The 21046-nt window shown below is 69.3% G+C and carries 20 protein-coding genes, 1 other RNA gene and 1 pseudogene; 12 read left to right on the top strand and 10 right to left on the bottom strand.

The features are described 5' to 3' along the window. From RS82_RS03475 to RS82_RS03450, 6 genes and pseudogenes are all read right to left on the bottom strand, one after another. Positions 1 to 487, bottom strand: a pseudogene (locus RS82_RS03475) (hypothetical protein); the annotation flags it as partial. Between the two features lie 449 nt (positions 488 to 936). Continuing rightward, entirely contained in the window at positions 937 to 1695 is a 759-nt protein-coding gene (locus RS82_RS03470; RefSeq protein WP_045296921.1) for an SDR family oxidoreductase, read from the bottom strand. A gap of 83 nt (positions 1696 to 1778) precedes the next feature. Beyond that, positions 1779 to 2192 carry a sigma-70 family RNA polymerase sigma factor family protein gene (locus RS82_RS03465; protein ID WP_052676675.1) on the bottom strand — a complete coding sequence of 138 codons (414 nt, stop codon included), beginning with the start codon at positions 2190 to 2192 and terminating at the stop codon, positions 1779 to 1781. Continuing rightward, positions 2189 to 3094: an RNA polymerase sigma-70 factor gene (locus RS82_RS03460; protein ID WP_157005345.1), complete on the bottom strand. Its 906-nt coding sequence runs from the start codon at positions 3092 to 3094 to the stop codon at positions 2189 to 2191. The genes RS82_RS03465 and RS82_RS03460 overlap by 4 nt, the downstream gene beginning before the upstream one ends. Positions 3095 to 3120: 26 nt before the next feature. Further along, positions 3121 to 3915: an SDR family oxidoreductase gene (locus tag RS82_RS03455; protein WP_045296920.1), complete on the bottom strand. Its 795-nt coding sequence runs from the start codon at positions 3913 to 3915 to the stop codon at positions 3121 to 3123. Positions 3916 to 4014: 99 nt separating this feature from the next. Beyond that, positions 4015 to 4422: a VOC family protein gene (locus RS82_RS03450; RefSeq protein WP_045296918.1), complete on the bottom strand. Its 408-nt coding sequence runs from the start codon at positions 4420 to 4422 to the stop codon at positions 4015 to 4017. Between the two features lie 120 nt (positions 4423 to 4542). Between RS82_RS03450 and RS82_RS03445 the strand changes: the two genes are divergently transcribed. Together RS82_RS03445 and RS82_RS03440 are read left to right on the top strand one after the other, a co-directional pair. Next, entirely contained in the window at positions 4543 to 5283 is a 741-nt protein-coding gene (locus tag RS82_RS03445) for an alpha/beta fold hydrolase (protein WP_045296917.1), read from the top strand. A 140-nt stretch (positions 5284 to 5423) separates the two neighbouring features. After that, positions 5424 to 5774 (top strand): LysR family transcriptional regulator, encoded by a 351-nt coding sequence (locus RS82_RS03440; RefSeq protein ID WP_045296916.1) that lies wholly within the window; start codon positions 5424 to 5426, stop codon positions 5772 to 5774. A gap of 10 nt (positions 5775 to 5784) precedes the next feature. Here RS82_RS03440 and RS82_RS03435 read toward each other — a convergent pair whose 3' ends face one another. After that, positions 5785 to 7449 (bottom strand): ABC-F family ATP-binding cassette domain-containing protein, encoded by a 1665-nt coding sequence (locus tag RS82_RS03435; protein ID WP_045296915.1) that lies wholly within the window; start codon positions 7447 to 7449, stop codon positions 5785 to 5787. A gap of 66 nt (positions 7450 to 7515) precedes the next feature. Then, the gene (locus RS82_RS03430; RefSeq protein ID WP_045296914.1) at positions 7516 to 7884 is read right to left on the bottom strand and encodes a VOC family protein; all 369 of its coding nucleotides are present in this window, start codon (positions 7882 to 7884) and stop codon (positions 7516 to 7518) included. Positions 7885 to 8150: 266 nt separating this feature from the next. On the opposite strand from RS82_RS03430, the gene RS82_RS03425 reads away from it, so the two are divergent. Beyond that, positions 8151 to 8591, top strand: coding sequence for a hypothetical protein (locus tag RS82_RS03425; protein ID WP_045296913.1), 441 nt, complete (start codon positions 8151 to 8153; stop codon positions 8589 to 8591). Positions 8592 to 8906: 315 nt separating this feature from the next. Beyond that, positions 8907 to 9806: a patatin-like phospholipase family protein gene (locus tag RS82_RS03420; protein WP_045296912.1), complete on the top strand. Its 900-nt coding sequence runs from the start codon at positions 8907 to 8909 to the stop codon at positions 9804 to 9806. Here RS82_RS03420 and RS82_RS03415 read toward each other — a convergent pair. After that, positions 9799 to 11013: an ROK family protein gene (locus RS82_RS03415; protein ID WP_045296911.1), complete on the bottom strand. Its 1215-nt coding sequence runs from the start codon at positions 11011 to 11013 to the stop codon at positions 9799 to 9801. The genes RS82_RS03420 and RS82_RS03415 overlap by 8 nt on opposite strands. Positions 11014 to 11095: 82 nt before the next feature. Between RS82_RS03415 and RS82_RS03410 the strand changes: the two genes are divergently transcribed. From RS82_RS03410 to RS82_RS03395, 4 genes are all read left to right on the top strand, one after another. Continuing rightward, complete coding sequence (locus tag RS82_RS03410; protein ID WP_084695436.1) at positions 11096 to 12400, top strand: ABC transporter substrate-binding protein; 1305 nt, start codon at positions 11096 to 11098, stop codon at positions 12398 to 12400. A gap of 22 nt (positions 12401 to 12422) precedes the next feature. After that, entirely contained in the window at positions 12423 to 13355 is a 933-nt protein-coding gene (locus RS82_RS03405) for a carbohydrate ABC transporter permease (protein ID WP_045296909.1), read from the top strand. 95 nt (positions 13356 to 13450) lie between these two features. Next, a complete protein-coding gene (locus RS82_RS03400) occupies positions 13451 to 14272 on the top strand; it encodes a carbohydrate ABC transporter permease (protein ID WP_045296937.1) in 822 nt (273 codons plus the stop codon). A 50-nt stretch (positions 14273 to 14322) separates the two neighbouring features. Then, positions 14323 to 16014, top strand: coding sequence for a glycoside hydrolase family 13 protein (locus RS82_RS03395; protein ID WP_045296908.1), 1692 nt, complete (start codon positions 14323 to 14325; stop codon positions 16012 to 16014). A gap of 80 nt (positions 16015 to 16094) precedes the next feature. On the opposite strand, the gene ssrA is transcribed toward RS82_RS03395, so the two are convergent. After that, positions 16095 to 16465, bottom strand: a transfer-messenger RNA (tmRNA) gene (gene ssrA, locus RS82_RS20970). Positions 16466 to 16635: 170 nt separating this feature from the next. On the opposite strand from ssrA, the gene RS82_RS03390 reads away from it, so the two are divergent. From RS82_RS03390 to RS82_RS03375, 4 genes are all read left to right on the top strand, one after another. Then, the gene (locus tag RS82_RS03390) at positions 16636 to 17448 is read left to right on the top strand and encodes a siderophore-interacting protein (RefSeq protein ID WP_045296907.1); all 813 of its coding nucleotides are present in this window, start codon (positions 16636 to 16638) and stop codon (positions 17446 to 17448) included. A 28-nt stretch (positions 17449 to 17476) separates the two neighbouring features. After that, a complete protein-coding gene (locus RS82_RS03385; RefSeq protein WP_045296906.1) occupies positions 17477 to 18154 on the top strand; it encodes an SIMPL domain-containing protein in 678 nt (225 codons plus the stop codon). Further along, positions 18151 to 19491: a M20/M25/M40 family metallo-hydrolase gene (locus RS82_RS03380; protein ID WP_045296904.1), complete on the top strand. Its 1341-nt coding sequence runs from the start codon at positions 18151 to 18153 to the stop codon at positions 19489 to 19491. Before RS82_RS03385 ends, RS82_RS03380 begins: the two co-directional genes overlap by 4 nt. A 78-nt stretch (positions 19492 to 19569) precedes the next feature. Further along, a complete protein-coding gene (locus RS82_RS03375; RefSeq protein WP_045296902.1) occupies positions 19570 to 21042 on the top strand; it encodes an MFS transporter in 1473 nt (490 codons plus the stop codon). Positions 21043 to 21046 lie beyond the last annotated feature (4 nt).

Below are 21046 nucleotides of genomic sequence, written 5' to 3'. Positions count from 1 at the left end.
CGGCCGCCCCGATCTCGTCGACCGTGCACCGGCCCAGCAGCGGTCTGAGCGCGTCGACGATCGTGGTCAGGGCGTCCGCGGAGAGCCGCCCGGATGCCAGCGCGGCCCGGGCGCGGTCGAGGGGTGCCGGGCGGGTCTGCCCGGTCAGCGTCACCCGACTCGTGATCGCCTTCGCGTCCCGCAGCCGTGCCCGCGCGGTCGCTGCCGAGACCCGCGTGGCGCGTTCCACGAGCTCCTGCGCCGACCCGCACCCGAACCGCGCGGTGATCCGGTCGTCACCGAACTCGGAGTCGGCACGCCGCCCCACCTCCCCGGCGAGCGCCAGGCGGGCCGCATCCGTGAACCGCCCCAGCCGTTCGACGACACCCAACGCGGCGACCAACTCACCGTGCGACAAACCCCGCTGCGCCTCACCACCGAGCGGCGCACCGAGCGTGTCGCCGAGCAGATCGGCGATGCCCCGGAGCTCGGTCAGCGGGAAGTTCATACCCCCATCCTGCCGACGGCCACCGACATTCACGCCGCACTAAACTACTGGTCAGCGCCGATTCTGTGGACAACTCCGAATCCCGCAACGAAGTGACCACTTGGGGAGGACAGCCCGCTGGCACTCCGCCCCCATTCAGCGATCGCCAGCGCGCCCGAAGTCGATCGTCTACAGCCGTCGGGGGGGCGGCCCATCGCCGGCACATTCGAGCGGGTCTCGGCATCCAACCGGCGCAGCGGCACCCGCAGCGTCACACCGGACAACATCCCCGGCGTCCTGACCGAGATCACCGGACGCAAGCGTGATCGGGTGTGGGCCGCGACGGACGCTCTCGGCGAGCTGGAGGAGCTCGACCGGCGGATCCAGACCGCGATGACCGCCTGACCGGCCTTCGCAACGCCGGAGGGGTCCGCGTGCCCGTGGCACGCGGACCCCTCCGCCTCCTGCGATCAGGTGCGCGGCGGGTTCGCCGGCAGCCACTCCTCGAGAGTCGTCTCGAACAGCTGAACCCCGGCCACGGGCATGAGCGTGCGCTCCTGCATCCGCGCACCGAAGTAGGGCGCCTCGGCGTCCGTCACGACCTCACGCGGATCCCCGCGGAAGGTGAGGCCGCGACGCACCATCTCGTCGAGTCCCATGACCTCGGGGCCGGCGATCTCGACGTCGGCGTTCAGCGGCGCTCCGGCGGCGGTACGCGCCACGGCGGTCGCGACATCCTCCGCGGCGATCGGCTGCACGAGGTTGCCCGGCAGGTGGATCGCGTCACCGTTGCCGGACACCCCCGCGATGCCGGTGATGAACTCGAAGAACTGCGTCGCGTGCAGGATCGAGTACGGGATGCCCGAGTCGCGGATCAGCTCCTCCTGCGCGGTCTTCGCCGCGAAGTACGAGATCGTGTTCGGACGGTTCGTGCCCACCACGGTGAGTGCGACGAAGTGCCCGACGCCCGCCTCGCGCGCTCCCGCGATGAGGTTCCGCGTCGACGTCGTGAAGAACTCCATCACGTCCGCCGGGGCGAACGACGGCGAGTTCGACACGTCGACGACGACATCCGCTCCCTGCAGCACCTCGGCGAGGCCCTCGCCCGTGATGGTGTTGACACCGGAGTTCGGCGATGCCGCAACGGCCTCGTGGCCGTGCTCGGTGAGCTTCGCGACGACCTTCGCGCCGATGAGCCCGGATCCTCCGATGACGACGATCTTTGCCATGATGTGCCTTTCGTTCAGGGAGCGCGTGGAGCGGCGCTCACCAGCTAGGACCGTCCTCACCGCCGATCTGTGACAGCCCTGACTCAGCAACTCCAGCGCGTGAGCTTCTCGGGGTTCGAGACGAGCCACGCCTCGAGGATCAGGCGCCCCCGCACGCAGACACTGAGCACCCCGGTCACCCGGCCCTCCTCAGAGACGACGATCCCCGGCACTCCGTTCACCGACTCCACGCGCAGCGACACCACCCCGTCCAGCAGCAGGCCACGGAGGTACCCGCCGACGTCCGGCGCGCCCTCGAGTGCGGCGGCCGGCGCTGCCACGACCCCGCCGCCGTCGACCGTGAGAACCACGCCCGGGTGCAGCATCCTCGTCAATCCACGGGAGTCAGCCTGCTCGGCGACGGCGACCAGCGCCCTCACGACGCGCTCGTGCTGGGCGGCGTTCGTGCTCGAGCGTCGCGCAGAGCGGTGCAGCCACGAGCCGAGCCGCCCGGTCACGCCCCGACCTGGGCGACGTGCCCGAGCTTTTCAGGGCTCATCACCCAGAGGAGGCGCCGGATGCCGTCTTCCGCCGCTGTGACAGTGACGAGGGTGGTGACCTCCCCATCCTCCGACAGGGTGGCTGCGGGTCGGCCGTTGACCTCCACCCAGCCGATCTGCTTGCCGGTCCAGAAATGGCTCGAGAACGCGGCCACGAACTTGGCGACGCGACCTCGCCCGGCCACCGGGACGCGCGCGGCGAGCTTGAAGCCGTTGCCATCGGTGTAGCTGACGACGTCCTCGGCGAACAGTCGCTCGAGATCGCCCACGTCGCCTTTCTGCGCGGCAACCAGGAACGCCTCCAGCAGGCGCCGCTGCTCCGCTGCGGCCACCTCCGCCTTCCGCGCCGACTCGAGGTGCCTGCGGGCGCGACTGACCAGCTGACGGGCGCTCGCGACGGTGGCTCCGATGACGTCGGCGATCCGCTCGTAGGGGTAGTCGAGCGCTTCGCGGAGGATGTACGCGGCCCGCTCGGTGGGCGTCAGCTTCTCGAGCACGAGCAGGATCGCGTACTGCAGGGCCTCGCCGCGCTCCGCGCCGAGCGCGGGGTCGGCGTCGGTGTTGACCGGCTCGGGCAGCCACGGCCCGATGTACGTCTCACGGCGTGCATGCGCCGACTGCGTGGCGTTGATGGAGAGACGGGTCGCGACCGTCGCGAGGAACGCGCCCGGCTCGCGGACCTCGGCACGGTCGGCGTTCTGCCAGCGGATCCAGGTCTCCTGGACGATGTCTTCGGCGTCGGCCACGGTGCCGAGCATCCGATACGCGATGCCGAAGATGCGCCGGCGGTGTTCGTCGAAGACGGTGACCGCGAGCGCGATGTCGTCCGGATCGATCACAGGTTCCGTGCGTTCGCCCATTGCCTCCGCCGCTCCCGTCGCCGCGCTCAGCGTACGCCCGCCGCGGACGGCAGCAGCGCGTCGCCGGCCTCGCCGGCAGAGATCCGCCAGTCGTGGAATCGCGTCGGCGCGATGACGGCGCCCGCTCCGGGCAGCAGCTCGAACCGGTCGAGCTGCGCGCCGAAGTAGGTCGCGAGCGGGTCGGCGACGACCTCGCGCTCGTCGCGACGGAACCGGAGCTCGCGCTGCGCGAGGTAGCCGAGCTCGAAGACCTCGGGTCCCGCGTGCTCTGTGATCCCGCCGGTGGGTCGCGCGAGTGCGGCGCGGGCCACCGCCGCGGCCACGTCGCCGGCGGCCATGGGCTGGATGAGGGCGTCGGCGACGTGTGCGATCCCGCCGCGCGTCGCGGCATCCGTGATGCTGCGGATGAATTCGAAGAACTGCGTCGCGTGGACGATCGAATACGGGCGACCGGACGCCGTCAGCAGGCGCTCCTGCTCGGCTTTCGCCTGGAAGTAGCCGCCTTCGGAGCGGGCGAGCCGGTCGGTGCCGACGACCGACAGCACGACGTGGTGCGCCACCCCGGCGGCGGCGCCGTACGTGAGGAGGTTCAGGGTCGACCCGTAGAAGAACTCGCGGGCGCCGGCCTCGTCCGTGTATGACGAATTCGACACGTCGACAAGGGTCTCGACTCCGCCGAGGGCGTGCTCCAGCCCTTCGCCGGTGAAGGAGTTCACGCCCACCGCTCGGGCCACGACGACGACGTCGTGGCCCGTGGCTTCGAGCGCGGTGACGACCCTCGAGCCGATCAGTCCGGTTCCCCCGATGACAGCGATCCTCATGTCGAACCCTCTCTGCTTCGTCGCGCGCGGAACGCGCGCGTCACAGCTGAGACCGGATGACGCGGCGTTCTGTGACAGGTCCGCGAACCATCTGCGGGATCAGCCGGGCGCGGTTTTCGGAGGGTTGTGCATGAACTCGATGCGGATGCCGTTGTCGTCCTCGAGGAAGGACGCGTAGTAGCGCTCGTTGAACCGCGGGTACGGCTTGGGATCGCGCACCGCGCTCCATCCCGCGGCGAGCGCGATGGCGTGGAGCCGATCGACGTCGTCACGGGAGTCCACGGCGAACGCCAGATGCTGCCAGCCGACCGAGCCGTGGACATGGGGGCCGGTCCCGGGCTCCCGCGCGGGGAAGAGGATCAGTTCCGTCTCATCCTCGACGTACCACGAGACCCCGTTGTCACCGTCGGTGCGTTCCATGCCCAGCGCCGTGAGCACGGGATCGAACTGAGCGACCGCGCGGGCAAGGTCTTCCACGGTGATGCCGAGGTGATCGAGGAGGGGCATCGGCCCAGTCTCCTCGATGCCAGAGGCTTCCGCTTCGATCGACGCGGCCCATGTCACAAGTCCAGGACCTGCCCGGTCCAAGCTCACAAGACCGTAAAACCCCCTCGAAAGGAACTCGACATGACCGCTCAGAAGCCCACCATCGTCCTCGTCCATGGCGCCTTCGCCGAGTCGTCATCGTGGAACGGAGTCATCGCCCAGCTGCAGCAGCACGACGTCCGCGCGATCGCGGTCGCCAACCCGCTGCGGAGCCTCGCCGGCGACGCGGCGTACGTCCGCGACGTCCTTGCGTCGATCGAGGGGCCCGTCGTCCTCGTCGGCCACTCGTACGGCGGGCTCGTCATCACCGAGGCGGCCGCGGGCAGCGAGGCCGTCGTCGGACTCGTCTACGTCGCGGCGTTCGTCCCCGAGACCGGGCAGAGCGCGTTCGAGCTGTCGAACAGCGCGCCCGGAGGCACGCTCGGCGACGCGCTCACGGCGTACCCGGTGTCGAGCGGCGGCGACGAATTCGCCATCCGCCCCGAGCTGTTCCACCACCAGTTCGCCGCCGATGTCTCGCCCGAGGTCGCCGCGCTGATGGCCGCGACCCAGCGCCCGGTCACGCAGGCTGCGCTGTCGGAGGGCCTCCCGACCGATCGGCCGGCCTGGCGCGACATCCCGTCGTGGCACGTCTTCGGCGATCAGGACCTCAACATCCCTGTCGCCGTGCACCGAGCCGGCGCTGAGCGTGCGGGCTCGCGGGGCATCCTCGAGGTCGCCGGCGCGTCGCACGCGATCGCGGTGTCGCAGCCGGCCGCCGTGGCCGCGACCATCGCGGAAGCCGGCAAGGGCTACGTGGCTTCTCAGGAGATCGCCGCGTGACGGACCGGCGGCGCCCCGGACGATGGTCCGATCTCCGGGGCGTCGCCTCCACGGCGCACCACGGAACCGACGTGCGAATCGCAGTCACACCGGTCGCTGCGGCAGACTTGATCTGTCCCTCGGTGCACGGAAGGTCGCCAGTGAAGATCAGTGAGCTGCAGCGCTTCGTCGCCATCGTCGACCAGGACCTGCATGTTCCGCGTGCCGCCGATGCGCTCGGGGTTCCGTTGGCGTCGCTGTACTCGACGATCGACAAGCTCGAAGCAGAGGTCGGGCACCCGCTCTTCACCCGCAGCAAGCCGAGCTGGTCGCTGACCCCCGCAGGCGCGCTCCTGCTCGACGAGGCCAGGACTCGGATCGCGCAAGCCCCCGCTCCTGTCACCGCACCGAAGGCTCCCGGGGGCGGCAAGGCGAAGGCCTCCAAGGGCAAGGGCCGAGCGCCCATCGTGAAAGGCCAGCCGAAGCCGTACAAGAAGCGCCAGGGTCGCTAGCGGGCCGCGACTACAGCTCGGTGACGCGCCCGGCGTCGACGCGCCAGTGGCGGTCGAGGTCGACGGCGTCGAGCATCCGCCGATCGTGCGTCACCAGCAGCAGCGTCCCGCGATACGAGTCGAGCGCCTGCTCGAGCTGCTCTATCGCGGGCAGATCGAGGTGGTTGGTCGGCTCGTCGAGCACCAGCACGTTGACGCCACGAGCCTGCAGGAGCGCCAGCGCGGCTCTCGTGCGTTCACCCGGCGAGAGCTCATCGACCGGTCGGCCGACGTGATCCGCTTTCAGGCCGAACTTGGCGAGCAGGGTCCGCACCTCGCCGGACTCCATGTCCGGCACGAGTTCTCCGAATGCCGCCACGAGCGGCTGTGACCCCACCAACAGCGACCGGGCCTGGTCGATCTCCCCGATCTCGACGTTCACCCCGAGGCTCGCCGCGCCCGCGTCCGGCGCCTGCCGGCCGAGCAGAGCCCGCAGGAGCGTCGACTTGCCCGCGCCGTTGTGCCCCGTGATGCCGATCCGCTCTCCCGCGTTGACCTGCAGCGACACCGGTCCGAGTGTGAACGAGCCCTGCTCGAAGACCGCCGAGCTCAATGTCGACACGACCGTGCTCGAGCGCGGCGCCGTGCCGATCGTGAATTCGAGCTGCCACTCCTTTCGCGGCTCCTCGACCTCTTCCAGGCGCGCGATGCGGCTCTCCATCTGCCGTACCTTCTGCGCCTGCTTCTCGCTGGACTCGGTATTCGCCTTGCGCCGGATCTTGTCGTTGTCGGGAGACTTCTTCATCGCGTTGCGCACGCCTTGGCTCGACCATTCCCGCTGCGTGCGCGCCCGGGCCACGAGATCGGCCTTCTTCTCGGCGAACTCGTCGTACTTCTCCCGCGCATGCCGACGAAGCGTCGCACGCTCCTCGAGGTACGCGTCATACCCCCCGCCGTAGACGCGGTTGGAATGCTGTGCGAGGTCGAGCTCGAGCACGCGCGTGACGCAGCGCGCGAGGAACTCTCGGTCGTGACTGACCAGCACGACACCACCGCGGATGCCGCGCACGAACGACTCGAGCCGCTCGAGCCCGTCCAGGTCGAGGTCGTTCGTAGGTTCGTCGAGCAGAACGATGTCGAACCGCGAGAGCAGCAGAGCGGCGAGCCCGACCCGGGCGGCCTGCCCGCCCGACAGCCCGGTCATCGTCGCCCGGTCCGCAGGCGTGCCGCCGAGATGGAGTCCCAGATCGGCGAGCACAGCGGGCAGCCGCTCGTCGAGGTCGGCGGCGCCGCTGGCCAGCCAGCGGTCGAGCGCGATCGAGTACATGTCGGCGGGGTCGGCGCCGTTCGACGCGAGCCCGGGGTCGGCGAGTGCTGCGGCCGCGGCATCCATGTCCCTCGTCGCCTGCGTGCACCCCGTTCGACGAGCGATGTATTCGGCGACGGTCTCGCCCTCGACGCGTTCGTGCTCCTGCGGAAGCCAGCCGACGAAGGCGTCGGCTGGCGAGAGCGAGATGGTGCCGGCCTGCGGTTCGTCGATGCCGCCGAGCAGGCGCAGCAGCGTCGACTTGCCGGCTCCGTTCGCGCCCACCACGCCGACCACGTCACCGGGCGCGACGGTCAGGTCGAGCGAGTCGAACAGGGTGCGGTGGCCGTATCCGCCGGCCACGCCGCGTGCCACGAGTGTTGCGGTCATCTGCCAATCCTCTCAGCGCCGATGGGCCGCGCGGACCCGTCGGATGCCGCGACGCCGGCCTCAGGCTCACGCTGGGGCGTTGAGGCCGATCCGGTTGCCCTCGCTGTCCTCGATGTAGGCGTAGACGCCGCGACCGCCCGTGATCTCCGTCTTTGGCACGAGGATGCCCCCGCCCGCCGGCTCGACCCGCGCCAGCCACTCGTCGATCGAAGGACCTGCGTCGAAGTAGACGCGCGACCCGAAATGCGACGGCTTGTCTTCCGGGGCTGCGAACAGGCATCCCGCCGCGCCCCCCTCCGCCGCGGCGAAGACGGCGGTCTCCTTGTCGGGGCCGACAGGGAGCCGGATGAGCTTCTCTCCGGTGAGCGCTTGATAGAACGCGATCGCTCGCGTCATGTCGGTGACGGGGATGTCGAACCACACGACTCTGGACATTGCTCGGTCCTCCTTCGGACGTCAGGCCAGGCGGGTTGACAGCACGATCCTCTCGCGGTATCAGGACAGATACCGTCCGCGAAGCGATGTCCGTCGGTAGCGATCATCTTGTGCGCACTGACGTCCGGGTCTACCGTCACGCCCAAGGGGAGATGCCGGTGCTCGCCTGGGGTCGATGGGTCGTGTTGCTGGGGGCGGTGCTGCTTCTGGCCGGCTGCAGTGCGCCCTCTCCCGCGAGTGCGTCCGGGCCGATCTCCCCACGGGAGGTGCCAGCGCCTCCGACCGCCGAACAGGCGACACCGCCTCGATCGGATCCCGCCGGCTCGGCCCTTGTCACGATCGACCCGATCGGATTCGGCCTTCGGCCCGGCATCGGCTCGCATCGCCTGGTGGCGTGGGCGACGCAGTACTGCGAAGCGGCCGGGCTGTCGCCCTGCGCGGACATCGCCGATCGTGCCGAGCCCCTCTGCATCGAGCGATGGGACTGTCACCCGGCCCTGCTGGTGCCCTTCAGAGAGGGAACCGCCGCGTTCCTGTCGGGCGGACGGTTCACCTCGCCGGTGGTCTACGCCGTGTGGCTTTCGGAGAACCCGATGGTCGCCGCGGCCGGCGGCAGCCGGGACCTCCTCGAGTCGTACCTGCTCGCCGTCGGCGTGTGCCCGGACCAGAGAGGCGGCTATCCGCGCGGGCCGGACTGCCCCGCGTAGAGGGAGGCCGCCGCGGGTTCGCAGTACGGGGCAGCGCACCACCTCCAGTCGGTGAACCACTGAATCCCCGCGCATACGGTGACGGGCGAGACGCCCGAGATCATCGACCGGCGCCTGCGCGCGATCGCAGCCGCCGATCGGGCGCCTTGCGGCCGACCTGTCCTCGTGCGAGGCTTGCCCGCGATCGTGATCGACGACGGGAGGTGAGACCCATGAACGCAGTATCCCCATGGGGTGCTCCCCCGCAGCGCACGATCGGACGGCAGAGATAGCCGGACGGGAGCCCCTGAGACGCAATCGCGAAAGGCGACTCCCATGAACTCAGCAACCTCAGCTCACCCCGACCCGCGTCGGGCACTCGTCCTCGGCGGCGGCGGATCGGCGGGCAACGCCTGGCTGATCGGCGTCATCGCCGGCCTCTCCGAAGCCGGGCTGGACGTCACTGATGCCGACCTCATCGTCGGAACCTCGGCCGGATCCACCGCCGCGGCACAGGTCACCAGCACCGCCCCGGCCGAACTGTTCGCTGCGACGATCGCCCCGGTGATCCAGGGCCCTGCCGGCCCACGCCCTCGTCCTGCCGGGCCCAGCCTGCAGTCGCGTCACCTGGACCGGATGAAGGCGATCATCGCGGCCGCATCGGACGCGGACGACTGGCGCCGCAAGATGGGCCGGGAACTCGAGACGGATGCCGCGGCCGCCACTTCCGCGCAATGGCGCGCGACCGTCGCGGCGCGGTTCCCGACAGCACTCTGGCCACGGCAGCGGATCGTCGTCACCGCCGTGGACGCGCACAGCGGCCAGCCCGTCGCGTTCGATCGCGACAGCGGGATCGACCTCGTGGACGCGGTCGCGGCGAGCTGCGCCGGCGGTTTCGCCTATGGCATCGGCGACGCCCGGTACATCGACGGCGGCTACCGATCCAACGCGGACAACGCGGATCTCGCGGCCGGACACGATCGTGTGCTGGTGCTGTCGCCCCTCGGCGGCCGATCCTTCACCCCCGTGGAATGGGGCACCCACCTGGCCACCCAGGTCGACCTCTTGCGCGCACAGGGAAGCAGCGTCGAGACGGTCTTTCCCGACGCCGCATCGCTGACCGCGTTCGGCGACAACATGATGAACCCGCTGACCCGCCCCTCCGCGGCCCGGGCCGGGTACGAGCAGGCCCGTACCGTCGCCGATCGGCTGAGCGAGTTCTGGCGCGTCAGCTAGCCGCCGCGAACCGGGGCAGATCGAGCGCACCCGTGCGCGCCGCTTCGACGGCGGCGCGCACGGCTCCGACCGAAACGATGTCGGCGCCCAGGTCGGACGCGACGATCTCGGGGGCGGGCAGGTCCAGCTCCTGCGGCAGCGCGTCGAGTGCCGCGTCGATCAGCGGTGCTGCGCCGGCGGCGACGGCGCCCGACACGATGATCCGCCGGGAGTCGAAGAGGCTCCCCAAGACGCCGGCGATGACGGCGAGCGTCTCTCCCACCTGCCGCGCGACGACCACCGCGCCCGCGTCCCCTTCCGCGGCGAGCGCGAGCACGGTCTTGGCGTCGATCTGGGCGGAGTCCAGTGCACGCAGCGCACTCGACGACGGCAGCGAGCCCTTCGCCACCGCACGACGTGCCAACTCGGCCACCCGGTGTCCAAGCCCCCACGCCCCTTCGACGCCCGCGACGTGGTCGAAGGCGACCATCTCGGCGGCGCCGCCATGCGCACCCCGCAGCAGCGTCCCGTCGACCCAGACCCCCGCGCCGAGCCGCTCGCCCGCGAGCAGCGTCACGAAGTCGTCGTAGCCGACGGCCGCACCGACCGCCCGCTCCGCGACCGCAGCCAGGGATGCGTCGTTCTCGACCCGCACGATCGGAACCCATTCGCCGAAGAGCTCGCCGAACGATGGGTTCATCCGGCGCCAGAAGTCATCGCGATGAGAGGGCGACGACCCGTTCCGGTCCACGGGCGCCGGAACACCGACGCACAGCGCGACAACGTCGGTTCGCGTGATCCCAGCGGCCGCCAGCGCATCATCGACGACACGCGCAGCGTCGCGACGACGGTCTTCGGGCGAATCCTGGGGCGCATCGGCTGACAGATGGCGCACCACCCGCGTGGCGCCCCGCAGATCCGCGACGGTCGCCGTGAGGCGGGCGCGACCGGCGTCCAGCCCGACCACGCACCCGGTGTCCGCGCGAAAGGCGAACCGCCGAGCGGGTCTCCCCTTCTGGTACTCCCCCACCGCACGGGCATTCGGCAGCTCCGCGAGAAGGCCGCGCTCGACGAGTTCATCGATGACGTCGATGGCGGTCGACCGCGTGAGCCCGACGTGTTCGATCACGTCCGAGGCTGTGAGCGCCTCGGCGTCCCAGGCGAAGCCGAGGACGGCGTCCAGGCTCGCGCGACGCAGTGCCGTCGGGGTGAGCAGCGATTGTGACATCGAGGTCTTGACCTTTCACGCGTTCCTCAGCATTATGGTCCACAACAACTTGATTCGGCGAGTAAATCTACTCTTCGAACCAATGAAGTCCCACAACCCACGGAAAAAGGACAACGACGTGCCTGCAGCATCCGTCTTCCTCCGCCGCGCGAGCGCGGCGGGCGCCGTCATCGCGATCCTCGGCACCTCCCTGGTCGCGTGCTCCGGCGCATCGACCGGGCCGGCCGAGGTGAGGTTCCATCTCAGCAAGCCCGAGGCGATCCCCTACTTCCGCGATCTCATCAAGGAGTACAACGCGAGCCAGGACGAGGTCGAGGTCGTCTTCGACACGTCATCGAACCTGCAGGCCGGCTTCCTGCGCGGCAACCCGCCGGACCTCGGACTGCTCAACTACAACATGGAGATGGCGCGCTTCATGGAGCGCGGCGCCCTCAGCGACCTGAGCGACATGCCCGAGGCCGACCGCATCCTCCCTGAGGTGCAGGATCTGGTCGACCAGTACGCCACCTACCCCGGGCGCACGAGCGTGCTGCCGTACTCGGTGATGGCGGCGTCCGTCATCTACAACAAGCAGATCTTCGAAGAACAGGGTCTCGAGGTCCCCACCACGTGGGACGAGCTCGTCGAGGTCTGCGACGCGCTGAAGGCGGCGGGCATCACGCCGTTCTACGCCACCTTCAAGGACCCGTGGACCGTCGGGCAGGGATGGTTCGACTACGCCGTCGGCGGTGAGGTCGACGTCGCCTCGTTCTACGACGAGATGAACGAGCTCGGCACCGAGGTCGGCCCGGACTCGCCGGTGTCGTTCGAGAGGACCCTCGCCGACCCCGTCGAGCGGATGACGCAGCTCACGAGCGAGTACACGAACGCGGATGCCGCGAGCCGGGGCTACGGCGACGGCAACCTCGCCTTCGCGAAGGGTGAGGCGGCGATGTACCTCCAGGGGCCGTGGGCGTTCGGCGAGATCGACAAGACGAACCCCGACCTCGACCTCGGCACGTTCCCGCTGCCGATGACCGACGACCGCGATGACAACAAGGTGCGGGTCAACATCGACCTCGCCGCGTGGATCCCCGAGGCATCCGATCAGAAGCAGGGTGCGCGCGACTTCCTGAGCTACCTGTTCCGCAAGGACGTGATGGACGAGTACAACGCCGCGTTCCTCGGCTACGGCACCACCACCGACTCTGCACCGGTCACCGACGAGCGCATCCTCGGCATGAAGAAGTACTACGACTCCGCGAAGTTCTACCAGGGCGCCTCGAAGGCGATCCCGCTGACCATCCCCACCGACAACTACATGCAGGGCATCGTGACCGGGTCCGACATCGAGAGCACACTGCGCACCCTCGACGCCGACTGGGCTCGGCTGGCACTGCGCCAATAGCAGACACGAAGGGAACGCACTCATGGCAACCACCACGGCTACCCTCACGGTGCCCAAGGCGGGCAGGCGCTCCGGCGCGGCGACGATGCCGCGCACGCGCCGACGCGTCGAAGGGGTTTACTACCTCTTCCTGCTCCCCGCCCTCATCCTGTTCACCCTCGCGATCACGATCCCGGCGGTCATCGGCATCTTCTTCAGCTTCACCGACTCGATCGGGTTCGGCGACTGGGAGTTCGTCGGACTCATCAACTACGTGGCCGTCTTCACCGACCCGGCGATCCTGCAGAGCTATCTGTTCACCTTCGGCTTCGCTGCCGTCACCGTCATCGTCGTGAACGTGCTGGCATTCCTGCTCGCGGTCGGGCTCGTCTCGCGCGTGCGGCTGAAGGCAGGACTGCGGGCGATCTTCGTGATCCCGATGGTGATCTCGGGCATCATCATCGCCTACGTCTTCAACTTCCTGTTCTCGAACTCCGTGCCCGCGCTCGGGCAGGCGTGGGGCGTCCCATGGCTCAGCGAGAGCATCCTCGCGAATCCGGATCTCGCGTGGATCGCGATCGTGATCGTCACGGCGTGGCAGGCGATCCCCGGTACGCTCCTCATCTACATCGCCGGCCTCCTGTCCATCCCGGGCGACGTGTACGAAGCGGCCGACATCGACGGCGCCGGCAAGATGCAACAGCTCCTGCGGATCACGCTGCCACTGGTCGCGGGGTACGTCGTGATCAACGTCATCCTCGGCTTCAAGAACTTCCTGAACGCGTACGACATCATCGTCGGCCTCACCAACGGCGGCCCCGGCACCGCCACCCGCAGCATCGCAATGACGATCTTCACCGGCTTCTCGGGTGGCGACTACGCCTACCAGATGGCCAACGCGACGATCTTCTTCGTCATCGCGCTGATCCTCTCCCTCCTCCAACTCCGTCTCACTCGCGGAAGGAACGTGTTCTGATGACCACGCAAGCAGCCCTCGCCGTCGAGGACATCAACGCCGAACGCGTGCTCGACGGCGACGCCGTCCGCAAGCCCGCCCGCTCGCGCTTCGCGATGGAGCGCGTGAACTGGTCCGGCACGATCGTGCTGATCCTCTGCGCCTTCACGGTCCTGATCCCGCTGTACGTCACGATCTCCATGGCGTTCAAGACCCAAGGCCAGGCGGTCGACGGCAACGCGTTCTCGCTGCCGGCGCCGTGGAGTCTCGACGGGTTCACCACCGCGTGGGAACTCACGAACTTCCCCCGCGCTTTCACGATCTCGCTGCTGGTCACCGCGTTCACCGTGGCCGGCACGATCATCCTGGCGGCGCTCGCGTCGTTCGCCATCTCCCGCAACTGGGATCGCAGGCTCTTCCGCTACTCGTTCTACTACCTGCTCGCGGCGATGTTCCTGCCGTTCCCCGTGGTGGCCCTGCCTCAGATCCAGCTGACGGGTCTCGCAGGCCTCGACAACCCAGCGGGCGTGACGATCCTGCACATCATGTTCCAGTTGAGCTTCAGCATCCTGCTGTTCACGGCTTTCCTGCGGTCGATACCCGAGGAGCTGGAAGAGGCCGCCCGCATCGACGGCGCCACGACGTGGCAGACGTTCTGGCGGTTGATCTTCCCGCTGCTCGCACCGATGAGCGCCACTGTCGGGATCTTCGCGTTCCTGGCATCGTGGAATGACTTCATGATGCCGTCGCTCATCATCTCGGACCCGGCATCGCAGACGCTGCCGGTCGTCCAGAACATCTTCCAGACCCAGTTCAGCAACAACTACAACGTGTCGTTCGCCTCGTACCTCATGGCGATGGCGCCCGCGGTCATCGTCTATCTGTTCACCCAGCGATGGGTCATGGAAGGCGTGACCCAGGGAGCCGTCAAGGGCTGAGGCCGCAGCATCCGTCATCCCTCACCGAAACCCGAAAGGAAAGCGTCCCCGTGACGACTGTGCACCCCGCACCCTCCCCCTCAGACCAGCACGACCTCGAACTGCCCGCTTGGTGGCGTCAGGCGGTCGTCTACCAGGTGTATCCGCGGAGCTTCGCGGATGCCGACGGCGACGGCATCGGCGACATCCGAGGCGTCACCTCGCGCGTGCCCTACCTGAAAGAGCTGGGGATCGACGCGGTCTGGCTGAGCCCGTTCTACCCGTCGGCGCTGGCTGACGGCGGCTACGACGTCGCCGACTACCGCGACGTCGACCCTCGCCTGGGCACGCTCGAGGACTTCGATGAGATGCTCAGAGCGCTGCACGGTGCGGGCATCAAGGTGGTCGTCGACATCGTGCCGAACCACACGTCGGATCAGCACGAATGGTTCCAGGAGGCACTCGCGGCCGGCCGAGGCTCGGCCGCTCGCGCACGGTACATCTTCCGCGACGGATCCGGGCCGGATGGCTCCGAGCCACCCGCTGACTGGGAGTCGGTGTTCGGCGGCTCGGCCTGGGAGCGCGTGGCCGACGGGCAGTGGTACTTTCACAACTTCGCGGTCGAGCAGCCCGACCTCGACTGGTCGAACCCGGAGGTGCGCGCCGACTTCGTGAAGACGCTGCGATTCTGGTCGGACCGAGGTGTCGACGGCTTCCGTATCGACGTGGCGCACATGCTCACGAAGGATTTCGTCGATCCCCTCCCCTCGCAGGCCGAGCTCGACGCGATGCCTCGCGACGGCAACCACCCGATGATCGACCGCGACGATGTGCACGAGGTGTACGCGGAGTGGCGCGAGGTGTTCGACTCCTACGACCCGCCGCGCACCGCCGTGGCCGAGGCGTGGGTCGAGCCTTCCCGCATCCCGCTGTACGCGCGCGCCGAGAGCCTGGGCCAGGCCTTCAACTTCGACTTGCTCGAGGCAGACTTCGACGCCGCGCAGTTCCGCCGGATCGTCGGGGACAACCTCGCGCTCGCCGGGAAGTCGGGCTCGTCGACGACGTGGGTGCTGTCGAACCACGACGTGGTGCGTCATGCCACGCGTTACGGACTGCCCGACGTCGAGCGCGACGACAAGGGACGCCCCACGCGCAAGCACGGCAACGAGTGGCTGCTGTCGGGAGGCGCCGAGCCCGAGCTCGACGTGGCACGCGGACTTCGTCGTGCGCGAGCGGCGACGCTCTTCGTGCTCGGCCTGCCCGGCTCGGCGTACGTCTACCAGGGCGAGGAGCTGGGCCTGCACGAAGTGGCCGCGATCCCCGACGCCGAGCGCCAGGACCCGACCTTCTTCCGCAGCCCCGGTGAAGACATCGGACGGGACGGATGCCGCGTCCCGCTGCCGTGGTCCGCTCAGGGCCCGTCGCTGGGATTCGGTGCGGGAGGTGCACACCTGCCTCAGCCCGCGTGGTTCGCGGAGTACGCGGTGTCGGCCGAGGACGGCGATCCCGCATCGACGCTGTCGCTGTACCGCGACGCCCTGGCGCTGCGGCGCGCGTCGCAGACCGGCGAGTCGCTGGAGTGGATCGACACCGGACGTGACGACGTCCTGGGCTTCCGACGTCCGAACGGGTGGACCGTGTTCACGAACTTCGGGACCGAGCCGTTCGAGCTTCCGGCGGGGTCGGATGTCTCGCTCTCGAGCGGACCCGTCGACGGGAGCCGGCTTCCAGGCGAGACCACGGCGTGGATCGCCGGGGCGTGACCTCGCCCACGTGACAGGAGAAGCCCCAGTCCTGGCGATTGCTCGCGAGGACCGGGGCTTCCACTCGGTGGTGACAACGGCGGTGGAGATGGGGGGAATCGAACCCCCGTCCATCGCTGGGTAACTACGGTTTCTCCGGGCGCAGTCTATGAAATCGTTCTACTCGGCTCCGACCTTTGTCACAGACACCTAAGTCGACAAGCCCATCCTGAAAAGAGTCCCGCGTGACGCTCAGGCGACGTCACGCAGCAAGATCCCTAGATGACGCCAATACCCGTGACGGGATCAGTCACGGATTGACGGACTCGGGCTCGCTGCTCAGGCAGCGAGGGCGAAGTCGGACTGCTTCTTTTCGGCAGTTATTGGTTCGCAGGGAGCGTTCACGAGATAACCCTGCATCCTCGGCCCGCTTCTCGCAGATTCACAGGCGATGTCGAAACCGATCATCCCCGCTTCCTCTTTCGAGGTGTCCTTCTCGCGAAGGGCCGCTGTCACACTGTGGAGTTGCCATTACTCGGGCGCCGAAGCATCCGAGCACATCAGGATACAACGGATGCGCCCTCCCCGCCATTCCTGGCCAGCTCCGGCCGGGATGCAGCATCCGTTGCCTAGCATGTAAGGGTGACCTCACCTCGTGCCGCGCGCCCGCAGACCACCCTCTTCGTGACCGGGAGCACCTGGCTCTCGCCCGATCTCGTGCGGGTGACGCTGGCGGGCGACGAGTTCGCCGACTTCGCCGACAGGCCCGAGACGGACAAGTACGCGAAGCTGTACTTCCCTCCGGCAGGCAGCGCGCTCGAGCCGCCCTACGATCTCGCCACGCTGCGCGAGACGGTGCCGTTCGACGAACTGCCGACGATCCGCACCTACACGATCCGGCGCGTGGATGCCGCAGTCGGGACTATCGACATCGACTTCGTCGTGCACGGCGACACCGGCATCGCCGGGCCGTGGGCCGCGAACGCGAAGCCGGGCGATCGGCTGACGATGTCCTCCCCCGGAGGAGGCTATTCGCCTGACCTCACCGCGGATCACCACGTGCTGGTCGGCGACGAGTCGGCGATCCCGGCGATCTGGTCCGCGCTCGAGTCGCTGCCCGCGGGAACGGCCGTCACGACGATCATCGAGACGCGTTCGCCGGCACACCGGGTCGAGGTGCCGTCGGGCGCCGTCGTCCAGTGGGTCGACGAGGACCACGACGCTCCCGGCGCCCGGCTCGTCGCGGCAGTGGGTGCCGCCGACTGGCCCGCCGGCCGGGTGCAGGTCTTCGCACACGGCGAGCGGGGCGCGATGAAGTCGCTGCGGCCGCTCCTGCTCGAGCGCGGCGTCGCGCGGGCCGACCTGTCGCTGTCGGCGTACTGGGCATACGGACGGACGGAGGATGCGTTCCAGGCCGAGAAGCGCCTCCCGGTCGGGCAGATCTTCCCGGAGTGACCCACCGGTCACGGGTTAGGGTCTGAGCATGAGCGACGTCGTCATCACCGTCCGCGGGGAGCACGAGACCCGCATCGCCCCCGAGCGCGCGATCGCGCACCTGACCATCCGCGCCGAAGGACCCGAGCGCGGAGCCGTCGTCGAGCGCATGGCCGCGCTCACCGAGCCGGTGCGCGACGACCTCGCCTCGCGGAAGTCCGCGGGCACCGTCAGCGAGTGGACGAGCCAGCGCGTGTCGGTGTGGTCGGAGCGTCCCTGGAACAACGAGGGCAAGCGCCTGGCACCGGTGCACTACGCGACCGTCGACTTCTCCGTCACGTTCACCGACTTCGCGGTGCTGTCCTGGTGGGCCGGCGAGGTGGCGGAGCGCGAGGGCGTGCAGCTCGGCTGGATCGAGTGGAAGCTCACACTCGAGACCAGGGCATCCGTGGAACGGGAGGTCGCGACGCAGGCGGTGGGAGTGGCCGTTGCGCGCGCGACCGCGTACGCCGGGGCACTCGGACTCGCCGCTGTCACCGCTGTCGAGCTCGCTGATGTGGGACTGCTGACGCAGCAGGCCGGCCCCGAGATGGCACCGGCACCGCGCATGCTGATGGCGAAGGCTTCGTTCGCCTCGGACGGCGCGGGTGGGGGGCCCGCCGTGCAGCTCCAGCCCGAGGACATCGTGATCTCGGCGGCCGTCGAGGCCCGGTTCGCCGCCCGATGAGCCCTGCCGACGTCGCGCCCCGCGCGGGCATCGCCGAACGACTGTCGCGCATGATCCAGCTGCCCACTGTCTCGGCAGAGCGGAGTGAGCGCGGGCAAGGGCCGTTCGATGCGTTCGCCGACCTGCTCATCGAGCTCTACCCGCTCGTCCACGAGCATCTCGAGCGCGAGCGCATCGGCGAGCTGGGGATCCTGTACCGGTGGCGCGGACGCATCGCGGAGCGGCCCACCGTCTTGATGGCCCACTTCGACGTCGTCCCGGTCGACGAGAGCGACGCCTGGACCCACCCGCCGTTCGAGGGGCGCGTCGATCGCGGCTGGGTGTACGGCCGCGGCTCGCTCGACGACAAGGGACCGCTCGTCGTCGTCATGGATGCCGTCGAGAACCTGCTCGCCTCGGGCTTCACACCGGCGCGCGACGTGTACCTGTCTTTCGGGGGCGACGAGGAGACCTTCGGCGGTGCCGCCCGCACCATCGCCGAGACGCTCCGGGATCGCGGCGTCGCGCCGTGGCTCGTGCTCGACGAGGGTGGCGCCGTCGTCGACGCGCCGCTGCCCTTCGTCCGCGGAACTGCGGCCATGGTGGGCGTGGGCGAGAAGGGCGTGCTGACGCTCCGCCTGAGCGCCCGCGGCGAAGGCGGGCACGCGTCCGCTCCTCCTGCCCGCACCGCAGTCCGGCGCATCGCGCGCGCCGTCGAGCGACTGTCGCCCGAGACGTTCCCCGCACGCACACCCGCGGCGGTCACGCGCATGCTCGAACTCTTCGCGACCCGGACGGGCGGCATCTCTCGCGCACTCTATCGGCTGCTGTCGAGGGCACCCTGGCTCACCGCGCGCGCCTTCACCGCGATGGGCGGCGAGCCCGCGGCGCTCGTGCGTACGACCGTCGCCGCCACCATGCAGTCCGGCGGAACGGCCGCGAACGTCCTCCCCTCGCAGGCGACGGCGACGCTCAACCTGCGCATCGCGCTGGGCGAGTCGGTCGGAAGCACCGTGAAGCGGGTCCGCAAACGGGTCGCCGACCGGCATGTGAAGGTCGAGGTGCTCGAAGGCGACGGGCCCTCGCCGGAGTCGTCGACGGAGAATGCGCAGTTCGCGCTCATCACCGACGCGGTGAAGGTTTCGCACCCGGGCGCTGCGACCGTGCCGTACGTGATGATGGCGGCCACCGACTCGCGACATTTCCACCGCTTCTCGCCGGCGGTCTACCGCTTCGCGCCACTCGAGATGAGCAAGGCGCAGCGCGCCTCGATCCACGGGGTCGACGAGCGTGTCGAGATCTCAGCGCTCGAGCGGGGCGAGCTGTTCCATCGCACCCTTCTCCAGCGTTTAGAGTGATTCGCACCCACCCTTCGGCATGCCCAGGGGGCGGAGCGCAGCAGTGACCGGGTCTGGGGCCCGAGCGAAGGAGTACCGATGACGGGCAGCGCCGTGTCCTCACGCGTCACCATCGGCGCGCTCGCGGGAGTCGTCGGCTTCCTCGCGTTCGTCGAGTTCACGAGCGGCGTGATCCAAGGCTTCTACACGCCCATGCTCACCGACATCGCCCGCCACCTCGGGGTGCACGACGCCGACGTCAATTGGCTCGAGGGCACGCAGCTCATGCTCTCGGCGCTCGTCGTGCCCGCATTCGCGAAGCTCGGCGACATGGTCGGGCACAAGCGGATGCTGGTGATCTCGACGGCGATCACGGCCGCGGCATCCCTCGTCCTGCCGTTCACCGACTCGTTCGGCGTCTTCCTCGCGGCGTGGGCCATCCAGGGGTTCTACGTGGTGTGGCTGCCTCTGGAGATCGCGCTGATCTGGTCGCGCTCACGGCGCATGGAGGGCCGTGCGACGATCACGGCACGAGCCGCCGGATTCCTCGTGGCGGCGCTCGAGACGGGCGCCATCACCGGCGCCCTCGTGGGCGGCATGCTCATCGACAGCCTGCCGCTGTGGATCGTGCTTCTGGTGCCGGCCCTGCTCGTCGTCGCGTGCTTCTTCGTGATCCTGTTCGGAGTCAAGGAGTCGCCCGAGCCCACCGGCGGCCGCCTCGACAACGTCGGTCTGGTGCTCATCTCCCTCGCACTCGTCGCCTTCACGGGCGGCCTCAGTCTGCTGCGCCTCAACGGCCCGGCAGATCCGATCGCCTGGCTCGTCACGGCTCTCGGGGTGCTGCTCGTAGTGCCCTTCGCGCTGTGGGAGCTGCGCCACGACGACCCGCTCATCGATGTGCGGATGTTCCGCTCCCCTGCGCTCGGGCCGGTGTTCCTCACGGCCGGCCTGTTCGGAGTGAGCGTGCTCGGCGCGCAGGCCCCGCTGTCGACCTTCGCCCGCACCGACCCGTCGGTGTACGGATACGGCCTGGGCACGACGGGCTTCCAGACCTCGCTCATCATCGGCGTCTACCTCATCGCGATGATCACAGGCGCCCTGCTGTTCCCGCTCATCGCCCGGCTCACCGCGCCCCGGCTGACTCTCATCGGCGCGGCGACGCTCGTCGGCATCGGGTTCCTCATGTTCCTGCCGTTCCACGACACCTACACGCAGGTGATCGTGAACATGGTGATCGTGGGCCTCGGCTCGGGAGCCCTGGTCGCGGCGCTGCCGGCGGCCGCGGCATCCGCTGCTCCGCCCACTCAGACCGGTGTCGCGACAGGTCTCACGAACTCGGTCAAGACCGTCGGCGGCGCCATCGCGTCGTGCGTGTTCGGCATCGCGCTGCTGCACGGCGCGACCGGTGCGGCGACCGAGGGCACGGCGGGATCGTTCTCGGGCTACGTCACGGTGTGGGTGGTGTGCGGCGTGACCGCACTGGCCGCCGCCATCCTGCTGTGCTTCGTCCCGAAGACGGCGTTCAGCGACCGGGCCGCGCACGGCGCGGATGCTGCGGAAGCTGTGAGCTGAGGCT

Source organism: Microbacterium trichothecenolyticum (assembly GCF_000956465.1).
GTDB lineage: Bacteria > Actinomycetota > Actinomycetes > Actinomycetales > Microbacteriaceae > Microbacterium > Microbacterium trichothecenolyticum.
The sequence above is the reverse complement of the archived record's forward strand: the minus strand, read 5'-3'. Positions and strand labels throughout refer to the sequence as shown.

Excerpts from the sequence above, each read along its gene's own strand:
- RS82_RS03470 (WP_045296921.1), bottom strand. The coding sequence starts at position 1,695 with ATGGCAAAGATCGTCGTCATCGGAGGATCCGGGCTCATCGGCGCGAAG.
- RS82_RS03460 (WP_157005345.1), bottom strand. The coding sequence starts at position 3,094 with ATGGGCGAACGCACGGAACCTGTGATCGATCCGGACGACATCGCGCTC.
- RS82_RS03455 (WP_045296920.1), bottom strand. The coding sequence starts at position 3,915 with ATGAGGATCGCTGTCATCGGGGGAACCGGACTGATCGGCTCGAGGGTC.
- RS82_RS03450 (WP_045296918.1), bottom strand. The coding sequence starts at position 4,422 with ATGCCCCTCCTCGATCACCTCGGCATCACCGTGGAAGACCTTGCCCGC.
- RS82_RS03445 (WP_045296917.1), top strand. The coding sequence starts at position 4,543 with ATGACCGCTCAGAAGCCCACCATCGTCCTCGTCCATGGCGCCTTCGCC.
- RS82_RS03435 (WP_045296915.1), bottom strand. The coding sequence starts at position 7,449 with ATGACCGCAACACTCGTGGCACGCGGCGTGGCCGGCGGATACGGCCAC.
- RS82_RS03430 (WP_045296914.1), bottom strand. The coding sequence starts at position 7,884 with ATGTCCAGAGTCGTGTGGTTCGACATCCCCGTCACCGACATGACGCGA.
- RS82_RS03420 (WP_045296912.1), top strand. The coding sequence starts at position 8,907 with ATGAACTCAGCAACCTCAGCTCACCCCGACCCGCGTCGGGCACTCGTC.
- RS82_RS03415 (WP_045296911.1), bottom strand. The coding sequence starts at position 11,013 with ATGTCACAATCGCTGCTCACCCCGACGGCACTGCGTCGCGCGAGCCTG.
- RS82_RS03410 (WP_084695436.1), top strand. The coding sequence starts at position 11,096 with ATGAAGTCCCACAACCCACGGAAAAAGGACAACGACGTGCCTGCAGCA.
- RS82_RS03405 (WP_045296909.1), top strand. The coding sequence starts at position 12,423 with ATGGCAACCACCACGGCTACCCTCACGGTGCCCAAGGCGGGCAGGCGC.
- RS82_RS03400 (WP_045296937.1), top strand. The coding sequence starts at position 13,451 with ATGGAGCGCGTGAACTGGTCCGGCACGATCGTGCTGATCCTCTGCGCC.
- RS82_RS03385 (WP_045296906.1), top strand. The coding sequence starts at position 17,477 with ATGAGCGACGTCGTCATCACCGTCCGCGGGGAGCACGAGACCCGCATC.
- RS82_RS03380 (WP_045296904.1), top strand. The coding sequence starts at position 18,151 with ATGAGCCCTGCCGACGTCGCGCCCCGCGCGGGCATCGCCGAACGACTG.
- RS82_RS03375 (WP_045296902.1), top strand. The coding sequence starts at position 19,570 with ATGACGGGCAGCGCCGTGTCCTCACGCGTCACCATCGGCGCGCTCGCG.